This window comes from Anoxybacillus sp. UARK-01, assembly GCF_002075365.1.
In the GTDB taxonomy this organism is placed as follows: Bacteria; Bacillota; Bacilli; order Bacillales; family Anoxybacillaceae; genus Anoxybacteroides; species Anoxybacteroides rupiense.
The window spans coordinates 34,554-54,857 of record NZ_NASY01000013.1; the positions used below are offsets into that span (position 1 = coordinate 34,554).

Annotated in this window: 24 protein-coding genes, 1 pseudogene and 1 riboswitch; of the genes and pseudogenes, 10 read left to right on the forward strand and 15 right to left on the reverse strand. The window is 42.9% G+C overall.

Annotated features, from left to right (window positions below):
• Position 1 precedes the first annotated feature (1 nt).
• The 3 genes from B6A27_RS01435 (at position 2) to B6A27_RS01445 (ending at position 2,047) form a co-directional block, all read left to right on the forward strand.
• The gene (locus B6A27_RS01435) at positions 2-373 is read left to right on the forward strand and encodes a DnaJ family domain-containing protein (RefSeq protein ID WP_080859756.1); all 372 of its coding nucleotides are present in this window, start codon (positions 2-4) and stop codon (positions 371-373) included.
• 141 nt (positions 374-514) lie between these two features.
• A complete protein-coding gene (locus B6A27_RS01440; protein WP_080859801.1) occupies positions 515-1,087 on the forward strand; it encodes a hypothetical protein in 573 nt (190 codons plus the stop codon).
• 348 nt (positions 1,088-1,435) lie between these two features.
• Positions 1,436-2,047 (forward strand): NAD(P)-binding protein, encoded by a 612-nt coding sequence (locus tag B6A27_RS01445; RefSeq protein ID WP_044743868.1) that lies wholly within the window; start codon positions 1,436-1,438, stop codon positions 2,045-2,047.
• A 678-nt stretch (positions 2,048-2,725) separates the two neighbouring features.
• On the opposite strand, the gene bshB2 is transcribed toward B6A27_RS01445, so the two are convergent.
• Complete coding sequence (bshB2, locus tag B6A27_RS01450) at positions 2,726-3,379, reverse strand: bacillithiol biosynthesis deacetylase BshB2 (protein ID WP_080859758.1); 654 nt, start codon at positions 3,377-3,379, stop codon at positions 2,726-2,728.
• A 12-nt stretch (positions 3,380-3,391) separates the two neighbouring features.
• Positions 3,392-3,736 carry a YojF family protein gene (locus B6A27_RS01455; RefSeq protein ID WP_044743866.1) on the reverse strand — a complete coding sequence of 115 codons (345 nt, stop codon included), beginning with the start codon at positions 3,734-3,736 and terminating at the stop codon, positions 3,392-3,394.
• A 413-nt stretch (positions 3,737-4,149) separates the two neighbouring features.
• Between B6A27_RS01455 and B6A27_RS01460 the strand changes: the two genes are divergently transcribed.
• Positions 4,150-4,911, forward strand: coding sequence for an arginase family protein (locus B6A27_RS01460; RefSeq protein WP_080859760.1), 762 nt, complete (start codon positions 4,150-4,152; stop codon positions 4,909-4,911).
• Between the two features lie 49 nt (positions 4,912-4,960).
• Here the strand turns inward: B6A27_RS01460 and B6A27_RS01465 are convergent, their stop codons facing one another.
• The 11 genes and pseudogenes from B6A27_RS01465 to B6A27_RS01515 all read right to left on the reverse strand — a co-directional run bounded on the left by B6A27_RS01465 (position 4,961) and on the right by B6A27_RS01515 (position 13,887).
• Complete coding sequence (locus tag B6A27_RS01465) at positions 4,961-5,233, reverse strand: acylphosphatase (RefSeq protein WP_044743864.1); 273 nt, start codon at positions 5,231-5,233, stop codon at positions 4,961-4,963.
• 251 nt (positions 5,234-5,484) lie between these two features.
• A complete protein-coding gene (locus tag B6A27_RS01470; protein WP_080859762.1) occupies positions 5,485-6,231 on the reverse strand; it encodes a sirohydrochlorin chelatase in 747 nt (248 codons plus the stop codon).
• Between the two features lie 10 nt (positions 6,232-6,241).
• Complete coding sequence (gene cobA / locus B6A27_RS01475; RefSeq protein WP_080859802.1) at positions 6,242-7,021, reverse strand: uroporphyrinogen-III C-methyltransferase; 780 nt, start codon at positions 7,019-7,021, stop codon at positions 6,242-6,244.
• Between the two features lie 243 nt (positions 7,022-7,264).
• Positions 7,265-7,483: a DUF3906 family protein gene (locus tag B6A27_RS01480; RefSeq protein ID WP_066146664.1), complete on the reverse strand. Its 219-nt coding sequence runs from the start codon at positions 7,481-7,483 to the stop codon at positions 7,265-7,267.
• Between the two features lie 11 nt (positions 7,484-7,494).
• The gene (locus B6A27_RS01485) at positions 7,495-9,120 is read right to left on the reverse strand and encodes a nitrite/sulfite reductase (RefSeq protein ID WP_080859764.1); all 1,626 of its coding nucleotides are present in this window, start codon (positions 9,118-9,120) and stop codon (positions 7,495-7,497) included.
• Between the two features lie 2 nt (positions 9,121-9,122).
• Positions 9,123-9,728, reverse strand: coding sequence for an adenylyl-sulfate kinase (cysC, locus tag B6A27_RS01490; RefSeq protein WP_080859766.1), 606 nt, complete (start codon positions 9,726-9,728; stop codon positions 9,123-9,125).
• Positions 9,729-9,745: 17 nt separating this feature from the next.
• Positions 9,746-10,894 (reverse strand): sulfate adenylyltransferase, encoded by a 1,149-nt coding sequence (sat, locus tag B6A27_RS01495; protein WP_080859767.1) that lies wholly within the window; start codon positions 10,892-10,894, stop codon positions 9,746-9,748.
• A 109-nt stretch (positions 10,895-11,003) separates the two neighbouring features.
• A pseudogene (locus tag B6A27_RS01500) lies at positions 11,004-12,065 on the reverse strand (inorganic phosphate transporter).
• Positions 12,066-12,077: 12 nt separating this feature from the next.
• A complete protein-coding gene (locus B6A27_RS01505) occupies positions 12,078-12,782 on the reverse strand; it encodes a phosphoadenylyl-sulfate reductase (RefSeq protein WP_080859769.1) in 705 nt (234 codons plus the stop codon).
• A gap of 103 nt (positions 12,783-12,885) precedes the next feature.
• Positions 12,886-13,029, reverse strand: coding sequence for a YezD family protein (locus tag B6A27_RS01510; RefSeq protein WP_080859771.1), 144 nt, complete (start codon positions 13,027-13,029; stop codon positions 12,886-12,888).
• A 72-nt stretch (positions 13,030-13,101) separates the two neighbouring features.
• Positions 13,102-13,215: riboswitch (SAM riboswitch) on the reverse strand.
• A gap of 447 nt (positions 13,216-13,662) precedes the next feature.
• Positions 13,663-13,887: a DUF1128 domain-containing protein gene (locus B6A27_RS01515; protein ID WP_044743855.1), complete on the reverse strand. Its 225-nt coding sequence runs from the start codon at positions 13,885-13,887 to the stop codon at positions 13,663-13,665.
• A 118-nt stretch (positions 13,888-14,005) separates the two neighbouring features.
• On the opposite strand from B6A27_RS01515, the gene B6A27_RS01520 reads away from it, so the two are divergent.
• From B6A27_RS01520 to B6A27_RS01530, 3 genes are read left to right on the forward strand one after another with little or no spacing between them, the layout of a single operon-like run.
• Positions 14,006-14,476 (forward strand): low molecular weight protein-tyrosine-phosphatase, encoded by a 471-nt coding sequence (locus tag B6A27_RS01520; protein WP_080859773.1) that lies wholly within the window; start codon positions 14,006-14,008, stop codon positions 14,474-14,476.
• Positions 14,477-14,498: 22 nt separating this feature from the next.
• Positions 14,499-14,792 (forward strand): YtxH domain-containing protein, encoded by a 294-nt coding sequence (locus tag B6A27_RS01525; RefSeq protein ID WP_080859775.1) that lies wholly within the window; start codon positions 14,499-14,501, stop codon positions 14,790-14,792.
• A gap of 15 nt (positions 14,793-14,807) precedes the next feature.
• A complete protein-coding gene (locus B6A27_RS01530) occupies positions 14,808-15,641 on the forward strand; it encodes a YihY/virulence factor BrkB family protein (protein ID WP_080859777.1) in 834 nt (277 codons plus the stop codon).
• A gap of 219 nt (positions 15,642-15,860) precedes the next feature.
• Here the strand turns inward: B6A27_RS01530 and B6A27_RS01535 are convergent, their stop codons facing one another.
• Together B6A27_RS01535 and B6A27_RS01540 are read right to left on the reverse strand one after the other, a co-directional pair.
• Positions 15,861-16,007: a BH0509 family protein gene (locus B6A27_RS01535; protein WP_044743851.1), complete on the reverse strand. Its 147-nt coding sequence runs from the start codon at positions 16,005-16,007 to the stop codon at positions 15,861-15,863.
• A 157-nt stretch (positions 16,008-16,164) separates the two neighbouring features.
• Positions 16,165-17,319 carry an MFS transporter gene (locus B6A27_RS01540; protein ID WP_080859779.1) on the reverse strand — a complete coding sequence of 385 codons (1,155 nt, stop codon included), beginning with the start codon at positions 17,317-17,319 and terminating at the stop codon, positions 16,165-16,167.
• A gap of 89 nt (positions 17,320-17,408) precedes the next feature.
• Here B6A27_RS01540 and B6A27_RS01545 point away from each other — a divergent pair, with 89 nt between their 5' ends.
• The 3 genes from B6A27_RS01545 to B6A27_RS01555 all read left to right on the forward strand — a co-directional run bounded on the left by B6A27_RS01545 (position 17,409) and on the right by B6A27_RS01555 (position 19,883).
• Positions 17,409-17,792, forward strand: a complete 384-nt coding sequence (locus B6A27_RS01545) for an OsmC family protein (RefSeq protein WP_066146687.1) — start codon at positions 17,409-17,411, stop codon at positions 17,790-17,792.
• Between the two features lie 21 nt (positions 17,793-17,813).
• Positions 17,814-18,866, forward strand: a complete 1,053-nt coding sequence (gene cax / locus B6A27_RS01550; protein WP_080859781.1) for a calcium/proton exchanger — start codon at positions 17,814-17,816, stop codon at positions 18,864-18,866.
• A gap of 228 nt (positions 18,867-19,094) precedes the next feature.
• Positions 19,095-19,883: a YfkD famly protein gene (locus B6A27_RS01555; protein WP_066146694.1), complete on the forward strand. Its 789-nt coding sequence runs from the start codon at positions 19,095-19,097 to the stop codon at positions 19,881-19,883.
• The last annotated feature ends 421 nt before the right edge of the window (positions 19,884-20,304 follow it).

The following is a 20,304-nucleotide window of genomic DNA, read 5'->3' on the forward strand; positions in this document are numbered from 1 at the left end:
AATGGATATTATTTCGAAAATTGCAGAGGAAAGAATTCGGGAAGCGTTGAAAAACGGGGAATTTGATCATCTTCCTGGATTGGGCAAACCGCTGAAGCTGGAAGATTTGTCGCATATTCCTGAAGACTTGCGAATCGGTTATCTGCTGTTGAAAAATGCCGGATATGTCTCTGAGGAAGTCGAATTAAAAAAGGATGTAATGACCATCGAAGACCTATTGCGTTGTTGTGATGATGAAACAGAAAAAGAGAAACTCAGGAAAAAACTGAATGAAAAACTCCTCCGTTGGAATTCGCTGATGAAAAAGCGCAATAAAACGAACTCTCAAGCCTTGCGCGACTATCAACAGCGGATTGATGAAAAGTTTCGATAATCAATAGAAAAGCTTGCTGCGGTTTATCGGCAAGCTTTTTTATTTTGCATGAAAAGTTTCTTGCAAAGTGGGGAAGATATCATTAGGTTTGCTATTTTGTTTGACTCCATTATTTTGAATTTCAAAGGAGAGTGAAACATGATGAAAATGAGATGGATTTTTTGGGTGTTAGCGCTCATGCTTATGCTTCCAACAGGAGCGTTAGCGGAACAAAGAGAGCCTGGCATGGCGGCAGGAGCCCGAGCATTTGCAGGGCATATGTTCAAACATGGAGAACTGGATGAACAAAAATGGCTGGAAATCGTAAAAAAATATACACCGAATCAAGCTGCAGAATGGCAAAAGGTTCTTAATGAACGAAAAGAGCTAAGAAAACAACTGCAAAGCGAAGAAGTGCAAAAGGCCCTGCACACAAAACATGCAGAGATGAAAAAGAAAAGAGAAGCGGAGTTTGATCAATTAATTGACCGTCTTGCCAATAAAGAAATAACCAAACAGCAGTTCAAAAAAGAATGGAAGAAGCTATATAAACATAAGAGATGGATGACAAAAGCAGAAAGACAAAAATTGTATAAGCTTCATCATCAAACGCATGAAGCGATGCAGAAAAATGATCAACAGGCCCTTGCTTCCTTGCTTCCACAATGGTTGGAGCATATGAAGAAAGAAAATGAGCGTTTGGCTAAATGGATTCAAGAAGCGACACAAAAATAATATAGGCCATTTGTAGTGACATCTAAGCTAGCTCTTGCAAGGAAAATCTTCCTCAATAAAAGCGCGCCTGCGCCTTTCATAAGGAGGATTCCTACGCAAGAGCACTTTTATTTGGCAAGGAGGCAAGCAAAACAGCGGTTTGTAAATATCAAAAATATGGAAAAACAACTGGGATGAACATGCAGAAATAATTAAAACGGTCTTTTCGCTTCTTAATAAAAAAGAAATTCGTGTTTACTCGATTTGTTTGGTATTGTTGGGCTGGTCTCGACACCGATATAGATACTATAATGGAGAAAAAAGGCCAAGAGTTTCTATACGGCCGTTTTTGACAAAGGAGAAATTCGTATGGGATATCCGGTGATGCTGCATATCGCCAATCAACACGTTGTTGTCATTGGTGGGGGGAGGGTGGCCGAACGGAAAATAAAAGGTTTGCTGGAGGCGGAAGCAAAAATTACGGTCGTCGCTCCTTCTGCTACAGGGGGGATTCAACAGTTAGCGGCAGCCGGAGCACTCGTTTGGCGCCAAAAAACATTTTCTCCTGACGATATTAAAGAAGCGTGGATGGTAATTGCGGCAACGAATAATCGAGAAGTAAATGAAGCGGTGGCCGCCGCAGCGGAGCCTTATCAACTGATTAACATTGCCGATGATCCAGAGCGGTCTAATTTTCATGTTCCGGCGGTGGTAAGGCGTGGCCGATTGACGATCGCTGTTTCAACAGGAGGAGCGAGCCCGACTGTCGCCCAGCAAATCCGCCGTCAGCTTGCGGAACAATATGATGAAGATTGTGGCCGGTATATCGAGTTTCTTTACGAGTGCCGCCAATTTATTTTGCGGAATGTAAGCGATGAGCGAATACGAAAAAAATTGTTTAAGGCGATTGCCCAGGAATCGTTCCGCAAGAAGGGAAATTGGGAAGAAGAGTTCCACCGACTTTTAGAAATGACCTTATAAATGAGAAGAAAACCTGTTTGAATGAATAAATCTTCGAAAAAAGTGAAAGAGGGATAAGTTTTTTAACATTCTTCAGTCGAGAAGTCTCCCACTTCTAAATCTTGCGAAGCTTGATGAAAGTGGGAGATGAATCGACTTCGGACAAGGACAGGCTTTTGCCTGTTCAATTGTCTGACCCTGTGGTAAAATAAACCTATGTCGTTCTTTCATAACTGGATATAGGAGATTGCATGGAGAAAATAAAATGCGAAAACCAAGCTGATCCTTCCATGCGTAAAATATCCAAGGTACAAAAGAACTCCGAATTGTCGGACATCTAGGGTTGGAACGACCCGAAGTCACGCTCAGGGAGACGAAAGGCGGCTTTCGTCGTGGAACTGAGAAGCTCCCACTTCAAGCTTTAGCTAAGTGGTGAGTAGTTCACCAGCTTTCCCAAGTCTCCTATCTTCAAGGAGCGGGAAGGGCGACAGCCCAGTGAGCAGGGGGAGATGAATGTCGGTTGGCGAGATAGGATCCTCTATCGTTCAAACGGAAGGGAAGCGTAAAGGGTTCTTGCGTGTGGCTTACCGTTCAGCGAACACGCCCAAGTCGCTTGAAGCCCCCCTTTTCTAAACGAAGCGTAGGTGCTAGGGAGTTCACGCAGGCCGTCTTCCAGAAAGGCGGACCTGCTTTTCTTTTCTAATTTTCCCATTTGTACGTCCAAAACCGCTCTGTTTTCAGCCATTCTAACGCGTCACCGCCGCGTTTAGAAGCAGCGCTCATCAATCCTTCTGTTTGGGAACGGTGTGCTTGAATGGCGGCGATTTTTTTATCAATGACTGTGCTGACATCACGGACGATATCAGGTTTTCCCAAGTCTTGTTCGCAATTTTTAGCAAATGCGACACAATGGACAATTGGCCGCTCTTCTTTTGGAATTCGCTGGACGGCGTGAATGACAGCTGCCCCGCATGCATCATGGTCAGGATGAACGCTATAGCCAGGGTAAAACGTGATGATTAAAGATGGATTCGTTTCTGCTATAATAGCGCTAATGCGATCAGCGATCAGTTCTTCATCTTCAAATTCAATCGTTTTGTCACGGAAGCCGAGCAAGCGCAAATCGTCAATGCCAATCGCTTCGCATGCCGCTTTTAACTCTTGTTTGCGAATGAGCGGCAACGTCTCACGGTTAGCAAAGGGAGGAGTTCCCATGTTGCGTCCCATTTCTCCAAGAGTAAGGCAAGCATATGTGATCGGAGTGCCTTTTTCTGCATGCATGGCCAGTGTGCCGGAAACACCAAATGCTTCATCATCTGGATGGGGAAATACAACAAGTACATGTCTTTCCATTTTCATCCCTCCTTAAAAAGGTTCATGGCTCAATTGTAGAGCAACTGCGAGCTTCCCTTCATAATCATGGCCGGCAAGCAAAAGCTGCCCTTTGTCAGTCATCTCCCAATCTGTCAACCCTTCTGCATATATCCAGCCCAACTCCAGCTTTAATCCGATACGGTAAGGTCCTTTGCCAACGATTTTTCCATGGCTGAAACGGATTCGTCCGTTGCGGATGTATGCACCTGCTGAGAAAAATCCTTCGTTATGATGGGCAGCGTATGCCCCGTTTGTTGTTTCTAAATGCAAGTACACGTCTTGACCTTTGAACTGATTCAAGACGGTTTGTACCTCTTCAATACGAATCGGCTGCAAAAAAATCCCTCCTCGAACATCGTTTTTATTATTGTACATGAAAGCTAGACATAAAAGAAAATATTTCGTCCGCAAGACGTTTGCAAGGAAGCGGTGAAAAAATAGACCATATCGATAAAGAGCGTGCCCATTTCATATCATCCACCGAGAAGCCTCCCACTTCTAAACGAAGTGTATAGGTGAGAGAGATTCATAGATGATGATTGATGGATGCTTTGATGTCAGCAAACCTATTAGGAAAGACCAGAAATAAGTTTATAATTTTGAGGCTGGAGCGAGAGAAGGCGTCATTCAATTCACGTGCTCGTCTGCGTTTTTTGTTGTATAATATCTAAAAATAGAGAAAATGCGAAAAATATGGCTTCATAGGTTTAGAAACTTGCACCAATTGAGTGATAGGAGAGGTGATTTGGATGAGTTTTCAAGGAAATGGTGTAACGTTTTTAAACATTGATGGTGCATATGTTTCGCAGCCATGCCTTCGTCGGCTGCCGCACGAATGGATTGATTTAATGGATGTGGCGCATACGAACCTATATTGTGAGCAAGCCTCTTTATGCGAGTTAGAAAGGCGCATCCAAACATGCAGAAACCTTGTGTTTATTGGCAGCGGTAATTACCACTATATCTCATATTTGTTGATGAAAAGAATCCAAGAACCGTTTACGCTCATTTTGTTTGATAATCATACCGATATAGGGAATGGGACGGATCATGAACAAATCATCTCCTGCGGTTCGTGGGTTTCTTATGCTCTGGAGCTTCCTTTACTGCAAAGAGCCGTGATTGTCGGACCTACACGGTGGCAGTCTTCTCCTTTTTCTTCTGAGACCATTGTCTTGTCAAACAATATCGTTTCTCCGAATCTTCTTTTATCCCATATTCAAACAGAGAATGTATACATTAGCATTGATAAAGATGTTCTTCGCGAGGAGGATGCCATGACCAATTGGGATCACGGAACGATGCCGCTTTCCGCTTTGATTGGCTGTCTGCAAGAGTTGTTTGTTCATAAAAATGTAGTAGGGATCGATATATGCGGTGAGTATCCGCAAGCCTCCATTTATCCATTCGATCCAGTGAGTCGGGAGGCGGTTCGCAAAAATGAGCATGCGAACATGTGCATTGCTCATAACTGTTTATACGATCCGCAGCCTACAAGTTTTATTATCTAATAAATGGTAATACAATAGCGCCCGGTGCTGGGAAACAACCGGGCTGTTTTTAATAAATAATGCGAAATGTTTTTTCGTTTGGAATAGGATCGATGGATTGAATATCTAAATGGGTCACTTTTGAAAACGGAGAGCCCTGGCGAATTTTATCAATAAATAGATGAATTCGCTCTTCATGTCCTTGCGCTTCCAGTTCTACCGTTCCATCCTCATTATTTTTTACCCATCCGGTTAAATCCCATTTTAATGCTTCATGTTGTGCATAATAGCGAAAGCCGACGCCTTGGACGCGGCCATGAACGATCACATGCAATCGCTTCATTCCTATTGCTCCCCCTCCTTGTATGCCCCCTATCTATCATCATACACGAGAAGAGGGATTTTCCATACTCATATAAATGTCCAGACCAAAAAATTTTTCTTTAATTGAAAGAAGAAAAATACGCCTTTATTGATATGGAGGAATGAAGCATTTTCCACATCGATGAAACTTGCTGCTGTTCGACTTGTTTACGACCGTCCTTTTTTGATAGGACCTTCGTTTATATATCAATCGGATTGGAAAGGAACTTTTCAAACTCCGATCGTTAACCGAGAATATTTTTGTAGCTTTTCTTTAATAAGCTCCTTAAGAAAAGGATGATACCCTAAATAGCCGCATAAGACCCATTGCTGGTCGGAAGAAGTAAGAGAGCGCAGCCGCTGTTCGATTTTTTTCATTAACACTCCGGTAAACAGTAAATAAGGGACGACGAAAATCGTTTGATAAGAGGATTGCTTAGCTGCTTGTAAGGCATCCTCCAGCGAGGGTGCGGCTGCAGCAAGAAAACATACGTCAACACGGGAGACGTTTGTTTTTTGCTGCAACATGCCGGCGATTGTTTTCATCGCACTTTTTGTGTCGGGATCGCTGCTTCCACGGGCAACAAGAAGAATCATGGCACGCTCATGAAGCGAAACAGCGCTCTCCATCATTCGTTCGATGATGATGGAAACCATTTTTTCATGGATGCCGAACGGTTCATCTAATAAAATTTGCAAAAAAGGGTAGCGCTGTCTTGCTTTTTGGATGGCCTCTGGAATATCTTGTTTCACATGTCCAGCGGCAAGTAGCAAAATAGGAATGACAATGATGCTTGTTGCCCCCTTTTTTACGCAAATTTCGATTCCTGTTGTGATATCGGGGTCTGCCAATTCAATAAAACAAATTTCTTGAATCGGGAAATCGGTCGACATTTTGCACTGTTCAACAAAAGCGATCGCTTCTTCGCAAGCTTTCGCTAGACGGCTTCCATGACAAACATATAAAACAGCCTGCATAAGCGCCTCCTTAAAATGCTTCGTTAGCAAACGATGATGCTTGGAATCTTAATTGCTCGAACCATTGAATTTTTTCTCGCAGGGCGACAACCTCGCCTATGATAATCATGCTTGGATTTTCAATTTGTTTTTGTTGAACAGCTTCGACAATTGTTTCAAGAGTGGCTGTCACGGTTTTTTGTTCGTACAGCGTGCCCCATTGGATCACGGCTGCAGGAGTGGATGGCGCTTTTCCGTATTTGATTAACCGATCGCGAATATATGGAAGATTGCTGATGCCCATATAAATGGCGATCGTGTCAATTCCTTTGGCAAGACTTTCCCATTTGATTTCTTCTTGGCTATCGGCACGCTGATGGCCTGTAATAAAGGCGACGCTTGAGCTGAAGTCGCGATGGGTCACAGGAATGCCTGCATAAGCGGCTACAGCGATACCGGACGTAATACCAGGAACGATTTCAAAATCAATGCCATGCTTGGCCAGCATCTCGGCTTCTTCGCCGCCGCGGCCGAATACGAATGGATCTCCACCTTTTAATCGTACAACGATTTTTCCTTTCTTCGCATGGCGCACAAGGAAATGATTGATGGTTTCCTGCTGCATAGTATGATAGCCGGGGAGTTTTCCACAAAAAATCAATTCTGCTTCTTTTTTGGCATATGTCAGCAGTTCTTCATTAATAAGGCGATCATATAAAATCACATCTGCTTTTTGGATGCACATTAATCCTTTGACGGTAATTAGTTCTGGATCGCCGGGACCTGCTCCGACCAAATACACTTTTCCCATCCTTCCGTTCAGCCCTTTCTGTTTAAGCATTCTTCTATTGCTGCACATGAATTTCGTCTTTGTCAATTGGCCAAAACGCCTGCAAACATATTGGCTGCTTCATTTGTCTATTATTGAATGAATGGACAAGTTAGCGCCAAGTTTTAAAGTATTGGCATGATAAAGGTGAGCGTTAAACTTGCTTCATCTGATATTTCTAACACAGGTGCGTTAGTGAGTGATTTTGTATCACTCGTCGTACGGCTAGCTTGGGTGGCGAGGTTCATTGTAAACAACGAACCCCCCGCCTCGGCGAATGAGTTTTTTCTCATGCAGCGAAATATCGATAAAATCAGGAACCTTCAGAAAATGTTTTTCAAGCTCTACTTCGACAAGACGAAACGCTTGCTCGTCACTGCTGGCAGCAATGACGAGATAGATGGTGTTTGTTTGCGTTGTTACTTCAAAGCGATATAAATACATCGGCGCCACCTTCATGCAACTGTGCTGAAATTCGTTAAAATGCGATCCAATTCTGCCTGCAACGCTTCAATGCCGACGCGATTAAAGTAATCAAGAAATGTCTCGCCAGGCAGCTTTGTTTCTTGAAAATAGGAGAACAGCAATACAAGCACTTCTTCGATTTGTTCTGCCGGGATCTTGCCTTTTAATTTTTCGTTAAATTTTCCGTCGTTTTGCAGCGTACCGCCTACATAAATTTCAAACGCCTCAACCATGCCTTTGTCTTTTGTTTTCATTTTGATCCCTTGAAGCCCGATATCGCCAATTTGTCTTTGACCGCAAGAGTTTGGACAGCCGACCATATGGATGCGTACGGGAACATCAAGCTGTAAACGGCTATCTAAGTATTCTGCGACATGACGCATCCGCTCTTTTGTTTCAACCAATGCGAGATTGCAAAACTCGATGCCTGTGCAGGAAACGGAGTATCCAATGAACGTTTTTGGCCGCACGGTAATCCGCTCAAATATTTTTTCTTGAAGCACCGACTCTACATATGAATCTGGAACGTTGGGAATAACAAGATTTTGTGAGTTGCAAAAACGAACCTCGCCATTTCCGTATTGGCGGGTTATTCTGGCAATCTCAAATACTTCATCAGCGCTGAGACGCCCAACCGGTACGTTAAAGCCGATATAGTTCAGCCCTTCCTGCTTTTGGCGGTGTACACCGTAAAAATAGCCGGCATTCCAGCCTTTTTGCACCGTTTCGCCTTTGGATGGCAGCGGACCTGTATATTCTAAAAGCTTTTCTTTAAATTTTTCCACTCCCCAATCAGCGACAAGGAATTTAAGACGCGAACGATGACGTTTTTCGCGATAGCCATAATCACGGAAAATAGTTGTAATAGCAATGGCGACCTCTTTTACGCGTTCTTGTTCTACAAATATATCAAGCAATTGGGCAAGATGCGGAGCCGACGACAACCCGCCTCCGACTTTTACGTGGAAACCTAATACTTCTTGACCGTCGATGACTTTTTTGGCCGGTATAAAGGAAACACAGTGAATTTCAGCATTGGCTGCGTTGTATACGTTGGCACTTATCGACATTTTATATTTGCGTGGTAAATTCGAAAAATCTTCATTGTGCTGGAAAAATTCATAGATTTCGCGAACAATATGCGTTGTGTCAAATAACTCGTCTGGGTCGATGCCAGCTAGGGGATTGCCGACAATGTTGCGAGTGATATCACCGCATGCGCCGGCTGTCGATAGTCCGACACGCTTTAATCGTTCGAAAATATCGGGAATTTGTTCGATTTGCAGCCAATGGAATTGAACGGCCTGCCGTGTCGTGATATCAAATAGGCCACGCCCGTAATCGCGGGCAATCCCTGCCAATGCTTCAAGCTGTTCATTATTTAAAATGCCTGAAGGGACGCAGACACGCATCATAAAATAGCCGGCTTCTTTGGGACGCTGTAAATATAATCCAGCCCATTTAAAATAATCCCAGTCTTCTTGAGGAATCGCGGCAAACCCTTCTTTTGCATAACGCGGGATCTCATCAAAAATTTTTAAACCGTCTTTTTCTAGCTTTTTTAATTCGGTTTTGTTCAGTTTTGGATTAGCAGCCCATGTTTTTTCGTACGCCATCTTTATAAGTCCTCCTTAATAAAGTGTCGATCGCGTAAATAAGCAATCACTTGATCGGCACATTGATGAATGGAATGAAGATGAGTGTCAATGATGAGTTCCGGTGCTTCCGGAGCTTCGTATGGCGAATCAATGCCGGTAAAATTGCGAATTTCTCCGTTTCTAGCTTTTTGATATAGCCCTTTTGGATCGCGTTTTTCGCATTCCTCAAGCGGGCATTTTACGTAGATTTCGATAAATTCATCGCTTTCCACTAGCCTGCGCACTAGCGCACGGTCTTGAGCGAAAGGGGAGATAAACGCTGTTAACACAAATTGTCCGCTGTCGACAAACAATTTGGCCACTTCGCCAATGCGGCGGATGTTTTCAGTACGGTCTTCAGCAGAGAATCCCAAGTCCTTGTTTAATCCATGGCGAACGTTATCTCCATCAAGCACATAATTTTGAATGCCGAGATCAAATAGCTTTTTAGAAACGGCGTTAGCCACCGTCGATTTTCCGGAGCCAGACAGCCCAGTGAACCATAAAACACAGCTATAATGGCCGTTGCGCTGGCGGCGTTCCTCCTTTGTCACGGCCGTCTGATGCCAAACAACGTTCGTGTTCAATGTGATTTCCTCCTTTGTTAGCGAGCGGAATGAGGAACTGCCAACCCCTTAATAAGCACTTGCACCACTTCTGGACGGCTGAATGTGCTAGGCGGTACTTGGCCGCTTCTCAACATTTCTCGTACTTTTGTTCCCGATAATACCACGTGATGTTCGCTGCTATGCGGACATGTTTTTGTTGAGGCCATTCCCTCGCATTTTGTACAATAAAAGCTATGTTCAAAAAATAATGGAGTAATGCCGAGATCTTCTGGAGAAAAGTTTAAGAAAATCTTTTGAGCATCATATGTGCCATAATAATTTCCAACGCCAGCGTGATCGCGTCCGACAATAAAGTGCGTGCAGCCGAAGTTTTTGCGCACCATCGCATGGAAAATGGCTTCCCTTGGCCCCGCATAGCGCATGGCTGCTTGAAAGACGCCAAGAAACACTCGATCCTTCGGATAGTAGTTTTCCAAAAGTACTTGATAGCTTTCCATGCGAATATCAGCTGGAATATCGTCGTCCTTTGTTTCGCCGACAAGCGGATTTAAAAATAGTCCATCGACGATTTCAAGCGCGCATTTTTGAATATATTCGTGAGCGCGATGCACAGGATTTCGCGTCTGAAAGCCGACAACGGTGTTCCAACCCAATTCAGCAAAGCGTTGGCGTGTCTCGGCTGGATCGAAATAAAAGGAAGCAAATCGTCCTTTGTTTGTTCGATTAACAAGGGTGATCGGCCCCCCGACGTAGACATTTGGTCTTTCGAATAATTTTTTGACTCCAGGATGATTCCAGTCCTCTGTTTGATAGACAAGAAGGGCTTCCTTTTGTTTATCAGGCACGTATAGCTCTTGAACTTCCATCACGCCGTATACTTGGCCGTTGTGGACAAGCTTTACCGTTTCGCCGATGGAAAGCTCAGCTGCTTTTTGTTCACTCACAGCAAGCGTAATCGGAATGCTCCAAACGATGCCATTGGCAAGGCGCATCGTTTTCACAACAGATTCGTAGTCCTCCTTTCCTAAAAATCCTGTTAGCGGGCTGTATGCGCCAGTACCGATCAATTCAAGATCGCTTAATTCTGCATTGGACAGCTCAATTTTTTTCGTCACAGAGTGGAATGGATATTTCGGGTTCCAACGATTGATTAATGTACCGCCATGTGGGATGCTTAAGCTCATTTTCATTCCTCCTAAAATATAGTAAATAGGGCCGCTATGGTTAGCGAGCGTTGTTAACGATTGATATCGCTTGTGTTTATAAAAGCGATAGGATAACTGTGATTTAATGTTAAATTCCTTCGCCATGTTCGTGCAAAGATCGCTTTTCTTCTGTTGCTGTTTTTTTGAGACTGATGATTCCTAGGGTGGACAGAAAGACGCTAAAAATAGCAATAAACGTGTAAATATTGCTGTCCAGCAGTAATTTTACAAGACTATAAGCGATAACAAGAGAAAAAATAGGTGAAACAAACCAAACCTTTAACAGCTAAATAACAATTCGTTTTTGCCAAATGTACGTTCCTGTTTTGGCTGTTCCGATTCCGATAATAGCGGATGTGGTAATCTGCGTTAATGGAACTGGCAGACCGAAAAGGGAAGAAAGAATAACAAGGATGGCTCCTGTTCCTGAGATCGCGCATCCTTCAAACGGAGAAAAATGAATAATTTTTTTCCCGTTCGTTTCAAGCACGCGCCCGCCCAGTAAAACGGCTCCTAATGCTACAAATAAGCCGCCAAAAAAAGTGCCGGAATTCACTGAGATCAAATTGGCGCCGACGAGAGGGCCGACAGCGTTGGCCACGTTGTTCATTCCAGCTGAAAAAGCTTCAAAAAAGCCAGTCACAATTAACAAGGACATCAAGCTCTTTTTCCACATGCCCTGTTCAACGTAAGGACGTTTTTCTTTAAGCCGCAAAAACCATTTTCCCACGATAAAGGCGATGACTGGAATGATGATCCAAATGGAAACAATAAATAGAAGTTTAGAAAGATATAGCGTTTGATAAGCCATGCCGGCACCGACGACAGCCCCAACCGTAATTTCGCTTGTGGATAGTGGAACTCCTATCATATTGGCCGCAAATAAGGAAATAGTTGAAGCTGCTAGAATAATCGTGACAATTTTAATCGTTAAAATGGACGAAGGGATGATGCTAGAACCAATTGTTTTCACGACTTCTCCTCCGCTAAGACTCCCTAGAAAAACACCGAGACCACAAAGAAGGAGGGCGATGGATTTCCGCTGAATGGCTCCTGAGCCATAGGCTACTCCCATCGCTGCGGCTGCTCCGCTAGCTCCGATATTCATGGCGAAAAAGAAGGAGACGGCAAAAGCAACGGCTAAAAGCATGTATGCCCCTCCTTATGATTCATGGAGGCCGCATTCGACTTTTCCACGTCCAGCCCATCTGCCTGAACGCAAATCATTTGCATCAAGCGCAGGAGATGTGCACGGCTCACAGCCAATGCTTGGGTAGCCTTTATCATGAAGCTCGTTGTATGGCAGCTGATGTTTATAGACATAGTTCCATACGTCTTTCCAAGTCCAGTGAATCAGCGGACATATTTTAATAGATTGAAATTTTGGGTCTTTATTCAGAAATTCCACATGTCTCCGTGTGGAAGACTGCTCACGGCGCAATCCAGAAATCCAGGCTGGCACACCTGTCAAGACTTCGCGAAGCGGGATAATTTTGCGAATTTCACAGCAGCGATTTGGCTCATGCACCCATAGTTGCTCTCCCATTTGTTCTGCCTGCTCTTCTAGCGATAGGCGCGGCTTTTTCATTACAATGCGAAGCGAAGGATATTTTTTTTGCACCTTTTCAATTGTTTCGTATGTTTCGCGAAAATGGAGACCCGTATCGAGAAAAACAACGGTTGCGTCCGGTTTAACTTTAGAGATTAGATCGATTAAGACGATGCCCTCAATACCGAAGCTACAGGCATAAACAACCTCATCTCCATAATGCTCATAAGCCCAGCGAATAACGTCTGAGGCTCCTTTTGTTTCATTGTCAATTGAGAAGAATGGCATTTCTCCATTCCATGTGTCATAAGTCAGCAAGGTTGCTTCCTCCTTCATTTGGTGGTAAAAAAAGACAGTTTTCACCTTGCTCTGTACGATAGAAGGGAAAACCGCCTCTAGTTTGTCTAGTCAGCGCGCCTTATTATTTAATTCTTATCTTTTCGTTTTTTTCAAGTTGAATCACTTTGCCGTCTTGGATCACAAGCGTGATCGTGCCAAATTTCATTGACTGCAGCATTTCTTGTATTCTAGTAAAAACGGCATCGATTTGCTGGTCATTTCCCATTACGATTCCTCCTTAGTGTCAATAAATAAAAAAGCTTTCCATTTCGGAAAGACAAAGGAGGCTGCCTATTTCACCTTATCTCCCAAAATGGTTCCCATTTGGCTGGACGTAGCACCTTGCTTCATGAATTTGAAGTAGGTTGCCGGGGTTCATTGGGCCAGTTCCCTCCCCCACTCTTGATAAGTATGTAATTGACTAAAATTTTAACATAATTCGAATAAATGTCAACCCGAGTTTTTCGATAGGAATTTATTTTTGCGTTTGAACATCATCTGTCGAGAAGTCTCCTGTCTCTTAATGAAGTGTTGGTGGAAGGGGTTTATTCATGTGATGGGGAATATAGAATGAAAAAGGGATAACATCATATAGAACGCTATGAAAATGGAAAAAGATAGGAAGGGAGATAGAGGGGGAAGTCATTTTTCAAAATGGTTCCATTTCACTTCCCGCGATTAGCTGCGATCTTTGTTTGCTAAGCGGGGTCTGCGGGGGAATATGCCTAAAAGAATGACAGACAACGACCATTTGGACGTTGTCTGTCGCCTAAAAAGCTGACGAGGCCCCTTTTTTATAGAAAAAACGGAGCAGGCGCGGACGCCGCTTCCAGCATGGACAAGCCTCTGTCTTGTTTCATTATCGTTTGCGTAAATTTCCAAGCTCTTCGACAATGGCTTGCATTTCATTAGGGCTGAAGGAGCTTTTTCTCATGACCATTTCATAAAGATCTCTTAACTCCTCATATAGCGTTTCGTCAAAATGGGATGACTTCATCACATCAAAGTTGAGAACCTTCAGCTTTTCCTTTATTTTTTCAATCATGTATTCCATATTTTCAAGAGATTTTTGCGATAAATCCAAAAGTCTCATCCTTTCTGAATTTGATGGATAGAGTCATTGTACCATATGGAAGGAATGAAAGAATATACATGTATACTGTTATTTTGTTTATAATGGATAGCGAAGGGAGATGTGTTTGATGATTAAAGTGTTATTTGTTTGTCTTGGGAATATTTGCCGATCACCAATGGCTGAAGCCATTTTTCGCGACTTGGTCAAAAAAGAAGGGCTTGAAGATCAAATTATGATCGATTCGGCGGGAACGGGGAATTGGCATATCGGCAATCCGCCTCATGAAGGAACGCAAAGCATTTTAACAAAGCAGGGAATTGATTTTTCGGGAATTCGGGCAAGACAAATTGGCGAAGAGGATTTGCGGATGTTTGACTATATTGTTGCAATGGATGTCGAGAACATGGAGGATTTAAAGCGCTTGGCTGGATATAATAAAGCTGGCTTTGTTGGCCGTTTGCTTGATTTTGTTCCAGACAGCGATATAGCTGATGTACCGGATCCTTATTATACAGGTAATTTTATCGAAGTGTACGAGCTAATCCAAAAGGGCTGCCGGCATTTGCTTGAAGCGATTAAAAAAGAACAAGGAATATAATCAACCAAAGGGGGAGGAGAAGATGAAAATCGCAAGAAACATTATGATCGGAGCGATTATTGGTGCGGCTGTTTCGCTGCTTGATCGAGAAACGAGGCATTCGCTGAAAGAGGTATGGGGGCAACGAGGCAAGCTGATTCGCCAGCTGCCAGAGCGAATCCATGAATGCCGCGAGAGTATAGGACAGCTTGCGGAAGACGTAGTCTATACAGCGGGAAAAATAAAAGAAGTAGCTGAAAAAACACCAGAGATGATCGAGTGGGTAAAAGAATCATACGATGCAATCAAGCATAAAGATCTTCGCCTGAAAAAGTGAAGGGAGCATATGGTCATGATGATGAACCTCACGTTTATACGTGAAATGGTCAAGCGGTTTCGGGAAGATGAAGTCTCTCGTCTTTCAGCTGAGTTAGCTTATTTTTTCCTTCTTTCTCTTTTTCCTTTTCTGATTTTTTTATTTACATTGATGGCGTATTTGCCAATCGAGCATGAGGACGTTTTATCGGTTGTTCGCCAATATGCCCCGAAGGAAGCGATGGACCTTATCGAAGCAAATATTCATTATGTTATGAATCACCAAAATGGCAAGCTGTTGTCATTCGGAATTATAGGAGCTGTCTGGTCTGCTTCGAATGGTATTGACGCTATTGTTCGCGCGTTTAATCGTGCTTATGATGTGCAAGAAAGCCGTTCCTTTATCGCGGCTAGAGGCGTGTCCATTTTGCTGACATTTGGAATGATGCTTGTGATTGTAGTGGCTCTAGTATTGCCCGTTTTTGGGAAAACGATCGGGCTTTTTTTATCCTCCATGCTCGGCATTTCGGGTATCTTTTTAATGATTTGGAGCGCGTTTCGTTGGATTGTCAGCTTCCTTATTTTGTTCGGCGTGTTTATTTCACTGTATTATTTTGCTCCGAATAAGCAATTACATTATAAGCAAGTGATGGCAGGTGCCATGTTTGCTACCATTGGCTGGATTGTTACATCTCTCGCTTTTTCTTATTACGTAGAGAGTTTTTCTAGTTATACATCTATGTATGGGAGCCTTGGGGGCATTATTATTTTAATGATTTGGTTTTATTTATCCGGAATGATCATTGTGTTGGGTGGAGAATTGAATGCGGTTTTGGAATGCCAACGAGAAGGAAGGAAACGGGAGCGGTAGAGCGCAATTCCCTTTTATAAACTGCGACTGGAGCGGGGATGATAACCATTGTATCCGGTTAGTTAAGGAGGAATCATCATGACAAAGCATACCAAAAAAGATGGCGGCACGAAACAAAAAGGAAAAAGCCAGCCAAAGCATAAAACAAGCAGCAGTGCAAACGGACAAAATGGATACCATTAAATAAAAAAAGAAAAGGGCTGTCGTCAAGGCAGCCCTTTATTCAGCGAGTTCCTCGTAGTGATAATAGGTTTGATTATAAATGTGTTCAATTTCCGCATCTGTCATGTATAAAAGCTGTTCTTTTGTGAATCCTTTAACTTTTTCAATAAACTCAATCATATTTTTCCGTTCGGCTCTGCTCATTCTTCCTCTCCCTTTCACACTGTTTTAAAACAGAATTTATTTTTTATGTTTGTATTATATAACAGAATGAAGAGATGGTCAATATATTTTTATGTCTTCTCATGATGAACCTTCTTCAGTCAAGGAGACAGAACAGGTTGGTGATAAAAAAAGGAGATCAATGATCTGCAATCTCCCTGATCTCCTTTGGTTTATTGTATGCAAGGATAAGAAAAATGAGGAACAAAAGGGTGCTGACAGCGACAAAAAAGCTGCCTCCTTGTTTGTATTGGATGATGACTCCAAGTGAAAAAGGCCCCACCATGCTTCCTACGCTGTAAAGGATGCCAGATAATAAATTTCCGGCTGGAAGCAGTGTTTTTGGAAGCAAATCGGCCATATAGGTAATGCCAAGCGAAAAGAGCGAACCAACGAACATCCCAGCCACAAAAAAGCAGGCAAAAAGACCAAGAGGTGAATTCGTAAAAAACTGAGCGCTGATAAAGCTCAAACTCCCAAGAAGCACAGCTGTGATAAGGACTGTTTTGCGGCCCAAGCGATCGCTAAAAATGCCGAGCGGTAATTGAAATAGGATGCTTCCAATTGAAAAAGCTGGCAAAATAAAGGAGATATGTTCGACCGAAATGTGCTCTCGTAGCGCATAAACAGGGAAAATGCCATGAATGGCAGCCTCTAGGAAACCATAGGCAAGCGGAAGCAATAATGCCGTCCAAGCATATTTCCATGTTTGTGTGAAACGGCGCAGTCCACTCGATTTTTCCGAAGCATCGTTGACTTCAGGATGCGCATTTTTGAGCGAAAAAACAGTAAGCCATCCTGCAAAGCTCAATAAGGAAGATAAAAGAAACGGCAGCGCCTCGTGAATCTCAACAAGCGATGCAAGCATCGGGCCAACGGCAAAACCAATTCCGAAAAATAAGCCATATAACGATAAATTGCGCCCGCGGCGTTGTGTCGGCGAAAAATCAGTAATCCATGTTTGAGTCGCAAAGTGAAGCATATGATCGCCGATCCCAATGAACAAGCGTAATACAAACCAAAATAAAAATGAATGCCATAGTGGAAATAAAAGGAGAGACAATAGTACAATAAAACCACCAAGCATAATCATGGGCCGATATCCATATTTTCGCAATGGCTTTTCGAGAAACGGAGAAATCAGCAACACACCTATATACATGGCAGTAGCGTGCATGCCGTTAACGGAAGAAGAAAATCCGTGCTTTTCCATAATAATAGATAACAAAGGAAGCAGCATGCCTTGCGATAATCCGGAAATAGCAACAATGCTGACTAGAATCCAAAGTCGCATAATGAAACCCCTCGTTTGCTAAAAAGTACGTTGATTATCATGGTACATAGCTTTTGGATGAAAAACAAGAAAAAAGAGGTGAGCAATCTATGGAATTTGTGATGAAGGAAGTAGGGTTTTACACGAATCTTGAATATGGAGATTTACATGTAGCTGGAGATGAAGCTTACGGTTTCCGTCCTTATCAGCTGCTTGTTTCTTCCATTGCTGTTTGCAGCGGCGGAGTATTGAGAAAAATTTTAGAAAAGAAACGATTGCATATAGAGGACATAAAAATTCGGGCTGATGTGGCACGTAATGAAAAGGAAGCGAACCGTGTGGAAGCCATCCATCTCCATTTTATGATTAAAGGCAGCGATTTAGATGAGAGGCAAGTGGCGAAATCTTTGGAAATCGCCAGAAAAAACTGTCCAATGGTTCAATCGGTGGAAGGCTGCATCCGTATTACGGAAACATTTGAGCTTATTCCATAGTGGAAAGGTTGGGTGCAAAAGATGAATAAAATATTTGCGCTAATGGTGTTTGTCGGGGTACCGCTATCAGTGATTGGAGGACTTCTCCATTGGCCTTCAGTGATGATGTTTTTGATTTATTGCCTTACGGTCATTGCGTTAGCGAGTTATATGGGCCGGGCGACGGAGAGCTTGGCCATTGTGACAGGTCCGCGTATTGGTGGACTGCTAAATGCAACGTTTGGCAATGCGGTGGAGTTGATTATCTCGGTTTTTGCATTGAAAGCGGGACTGGTAGAAGTAGTACTAGCTTCCTTAACAGGCTCGGTATTAGGCAATCTGTTATTGGTTGCAGGGTTATCGTTTTTTGTGGGGGGACTCAAGTATAAGCGCCAAGAGTTTAATGTGTATGATGCCCGTCATAACGCGGGGTTGCTAACATTTGCTATTTTAGTGGCGTTTGTGATCCCGGAAGTATTTTCGACGAATATGTCGCAAACGAAAACCTTATCGCTAAGCATTGGTATTTCCGTCATTATGATTATTCTTTATTTGGCCGCTCTGTACTTTAAGCTGGTGACGCATCGCGGCGTCTATCAGCACAAATCGGACGAAGCAGAGCATCATGAAGAGCCGGAATGGGGTAAAGGAAAAGCGATTACGATTTTAGCTCTCGCTACTGTAGCGGTTGCTTACATATCGGAAAGGCTTGTTCATACATTTGAAACAGTGGCTGAATCGTTTGGCTGGAGCGAGCTGTTTATCGGAATCATCATCGTTGCGATTGTCGGAAATGCGGCAGAGCATGCTTCTGCCATCATTATGGCGTATAAAAACAAAATGAATGTGGCAGTTGAAATTGCGATTGGGTCTACACTGCAAATCGCCATGTTTGTCGCTCCCGTGCTTGTTCTTATTTCTCTGTTCTTCCCGACAAGCATGCCGCTTGTTTTTTCGCTTCCTGAATTGGCGGCGATGGCTACATCTGTATTGCTGATTATCGTTCTTTCAAATGACGGAGACACCAACTGGTTTGAAGGAGCTACGCTTTTGGCTGCTTATATTATTATGGGAATCGGCTTTTATTTGTTGTAAAAAAAAGACTCTGCGTTTGCAGAGTCTTTTTTCGCTTGTCCTAATCGACCAAGCGATGGCGGTATTGCATCAATAGGAGGAAAAACAGCACATCTATGAGATAGTATATCATATTATTTGAATATTTTTAACATTAAAATGAATAATAATAAATTTTTTTAGGATGGATAAACGTTCTTTTTTTGAAAAAAATAACGAAGAAAGCAGCAATGGAAAGGAGTTGGTGCAATGAAAAAGTGGATCATTAGTTGTGTAATGAGCGTTCTAATGATATATTCGCCTATTTTAGCCCACGCCGCTGCATTGAAACAAGTGCTGGGCAATTCCGCTGTCGATATATCAAAGGAAAATACGTATCCGAATTCGACGCAGGATTTGCCTTATTTACAGCCGAGCTCTCTCGCTAAACAATTGCTTCAATCTGCCAATGTTAAAATTGAAAATCCAGAACTGATTCGTTTATTAAATGAATCATCAATATCAAGCACTCCGTTCTCGATTGGATATCGAGCAACGATTTATTTGGGTCAATGGCCGCTTAACTATCAATCGCTAGAGACCTCAACAAACTGGGAATATCAAAAGGTGAATACAAACTTTTTGGATAACCGCGGCGGCAAAGCAGCGCAAAAGCTGCATTATAGACAAGAAATGCAAAAGCAAATTCGCGGCGGATTAACAGCGCAAGTTCCAAGCGAGGAAGCGGTCAAAAAGATGATGTTGCTAACGGCAATGAAAAAAACCAGCTTGCCATTGTCATTTAGTACGGTGATCGGCATCGGAACGAAAAAAGACCAGTCGTATCAAGTGCCAGCGAAGAAAATGGGCTACTTATATGCATATGCTCCAGCGGTGAATGAAAAAGGAAAGGTCACATATGGAGAAGTATATATTGTCCTCAAAGGAAACAAGAAAAAAATCATGGTAAAAAATGTGACGACACAAGGAATCGGTGCCTGGATTCCAGTCCAGGACCGCCTCTCTTTTTCTTATGTGATCAGCGATCAACCAAGATAAGGGGGCTTGTTCAAAAACCTTTACAAAAGAGTGGATGGGAAAATGGGTTATTTTTCCATTTACTCTTTTTCTTTTTTCTGAAGTTCACGTGGCGGATGCCTGCAAACATGAACCGATTCCTTGGTTGGAATAGAGGAGCGCCCCAACTAGCTAAACGAAGAAGCTTGTGTCGCTCGTGTGGATAGATTCGTACATAGAACATAGTAATAAATGTCGTGTGATTTGCTCATCTCTTAATTTCAGGAAATTTCCATTTTGATAAACGGGTACTCTTTTTCAATGGTTTCCCTAAATATAAACCTCTTCCCCTTCACTTCGTTTAGAGGTGGAAAGCTTCCCGCTGGATGTGTTAAATAGAGAAAAGAGCTCGTAATGATTGTGTTCACATATTTATCCACAAAAACCATATTGATTTGCTGAG

Bases quoted from the DNA above. Each gene is read 5' to 3' on its own strand.
- B6A27_RS01480 (WP_066146664.1), bottom strand. From the start codon at position 7,483: ATGTATTTATATCGCTTTGAAGTAACAACGCAAACAAACACCATCTAT.
- bshB2 (WP_080859758.1), bottom strand. From the start codon at position 3,379: ATGGAAAGACATGTACTTGTTGTATTTCCCCATCCAGATGATGAAGCA.
- B6A27_RS01485 (WP_080859764.1), bottom strand. From the start codon at position 9,120: ATGGCGTACGAAAAAACATGGGCTGCTAATCCAAAACTGAACAAAACC.
- B6A27_RS01525 (WP_080859775.1), top strand. From the start codon at position 14,499: ATGAAAATCGCAAGAAACATTATGATCGGAGCGATTATTGGTGCGGCT.
- sat (WP_080859767.1), bottom strand. From the start codon at position 10,894: ATGAGCTTAAGCATCCCACATGGCGGTACATTAATCAATCGTTGGAAC.
- cobA (WP_080859802.1), bottom strand. From the start codon at position 7,021: ATGGGAAAAGTGTATTTGGTCGGAGCAGGTCCCGGCGATCCAGAACTA.
- B6A27_RS01545 (WP_066146687.1), top strand. From the start codon at position 17,409: ATGGAATTTGTGATGAAGGAAGTAGGGTTTTACACGAATCTTGAATAT.
- B6A27_RS01540 (WP_080859779.1), bottom strand. From the start codon at position 17,319: ATGCGACTTTGGATTCTAGTCAGCATTGTTGCTATTTCCGGATTATCG.
- B6A27_RS01465 (WP_044743864.1), bottom strand. From the start codon at position 5,233: ATGAAGCGATTGCATGTGATCGTTCATGGCCGCGTCCAAGGCGTCGGC.
- B6A27_RS01445 (WP_044743868.1), top strand. From the start codon at position 1,436: ATGGGATATCCGGTGATGCTGCATATCGCCAATCAACACGTTGTTGTC.
- B6A27_RS01435 (WP_080859756.1), top strand. From the start codon at position 2: ATGGATATTATTTCGAAAATTGCAGAGGAAAGAATTCGGGAAGCGTTG.
- B6A27_RS01535 (WP_044743851.1), bottom strand. From the start codon at position 16,007: ATGAGCAGAGCCGAACGGAAAAATATGATTGAGTTTATTGAAAAAGTT.
- B6A27_RS01470 (WP_080859762.1), bottom strand. From the start codon at position 6,231: ATGCAGGCTGTTTTATATGTTTGTCATGGAAGCCGTCTAGCGAAAGCT.
- B6A27_RS01460 (WP_080859760.1), top strand. From the start codon at position 4,150: ATGAGTTTTCAAGGAAATGGTGTAACGTTTTTAAACATTGATGGTGCA.
- B6A27_RS01510 (WP_080859771.1), bottom strand. From the start codon at position 13,029: ATGGGAAATGACCAGCAAATCGATGCCGTTTTTACTAGAATACAAGAA.
- B6A27_RS01530 (WP_080859777.1), top strand. From the start codon at position 14,808: ATGATGATGAACCTCACGTTTATACGTGAAATGGTCAAGCGGTTTCGG.
- B6A27_RS01520 (WP_080859773.1), top strand. From the start codon at position 14,006: ATGATTAAAGTGTTATTTGTTTGTCTTGGGAATATTTGCCGATCACCA.
- B6A27_RS01555 (WP_066146694.1), top strand. From the start codon at position 19,095: ATGAAAAAGTGGATCATTAGTTGTGTAATGAGCGTTCTAATGATATAT.
- cax (WP_080859781.1), top strand. From the start codon at position 17,814: ATGAATAAAATATTTGCGCTAATGGTGTTTGTCGGGGTACCGCTATCA.
- B6A27_RS01440 (WP_080859801.1), top strand. From the start codon at position 515: ATGAAAATGAGATGGATTTTTTGGGTGTTAGCGCTCATGCTTATGCTT.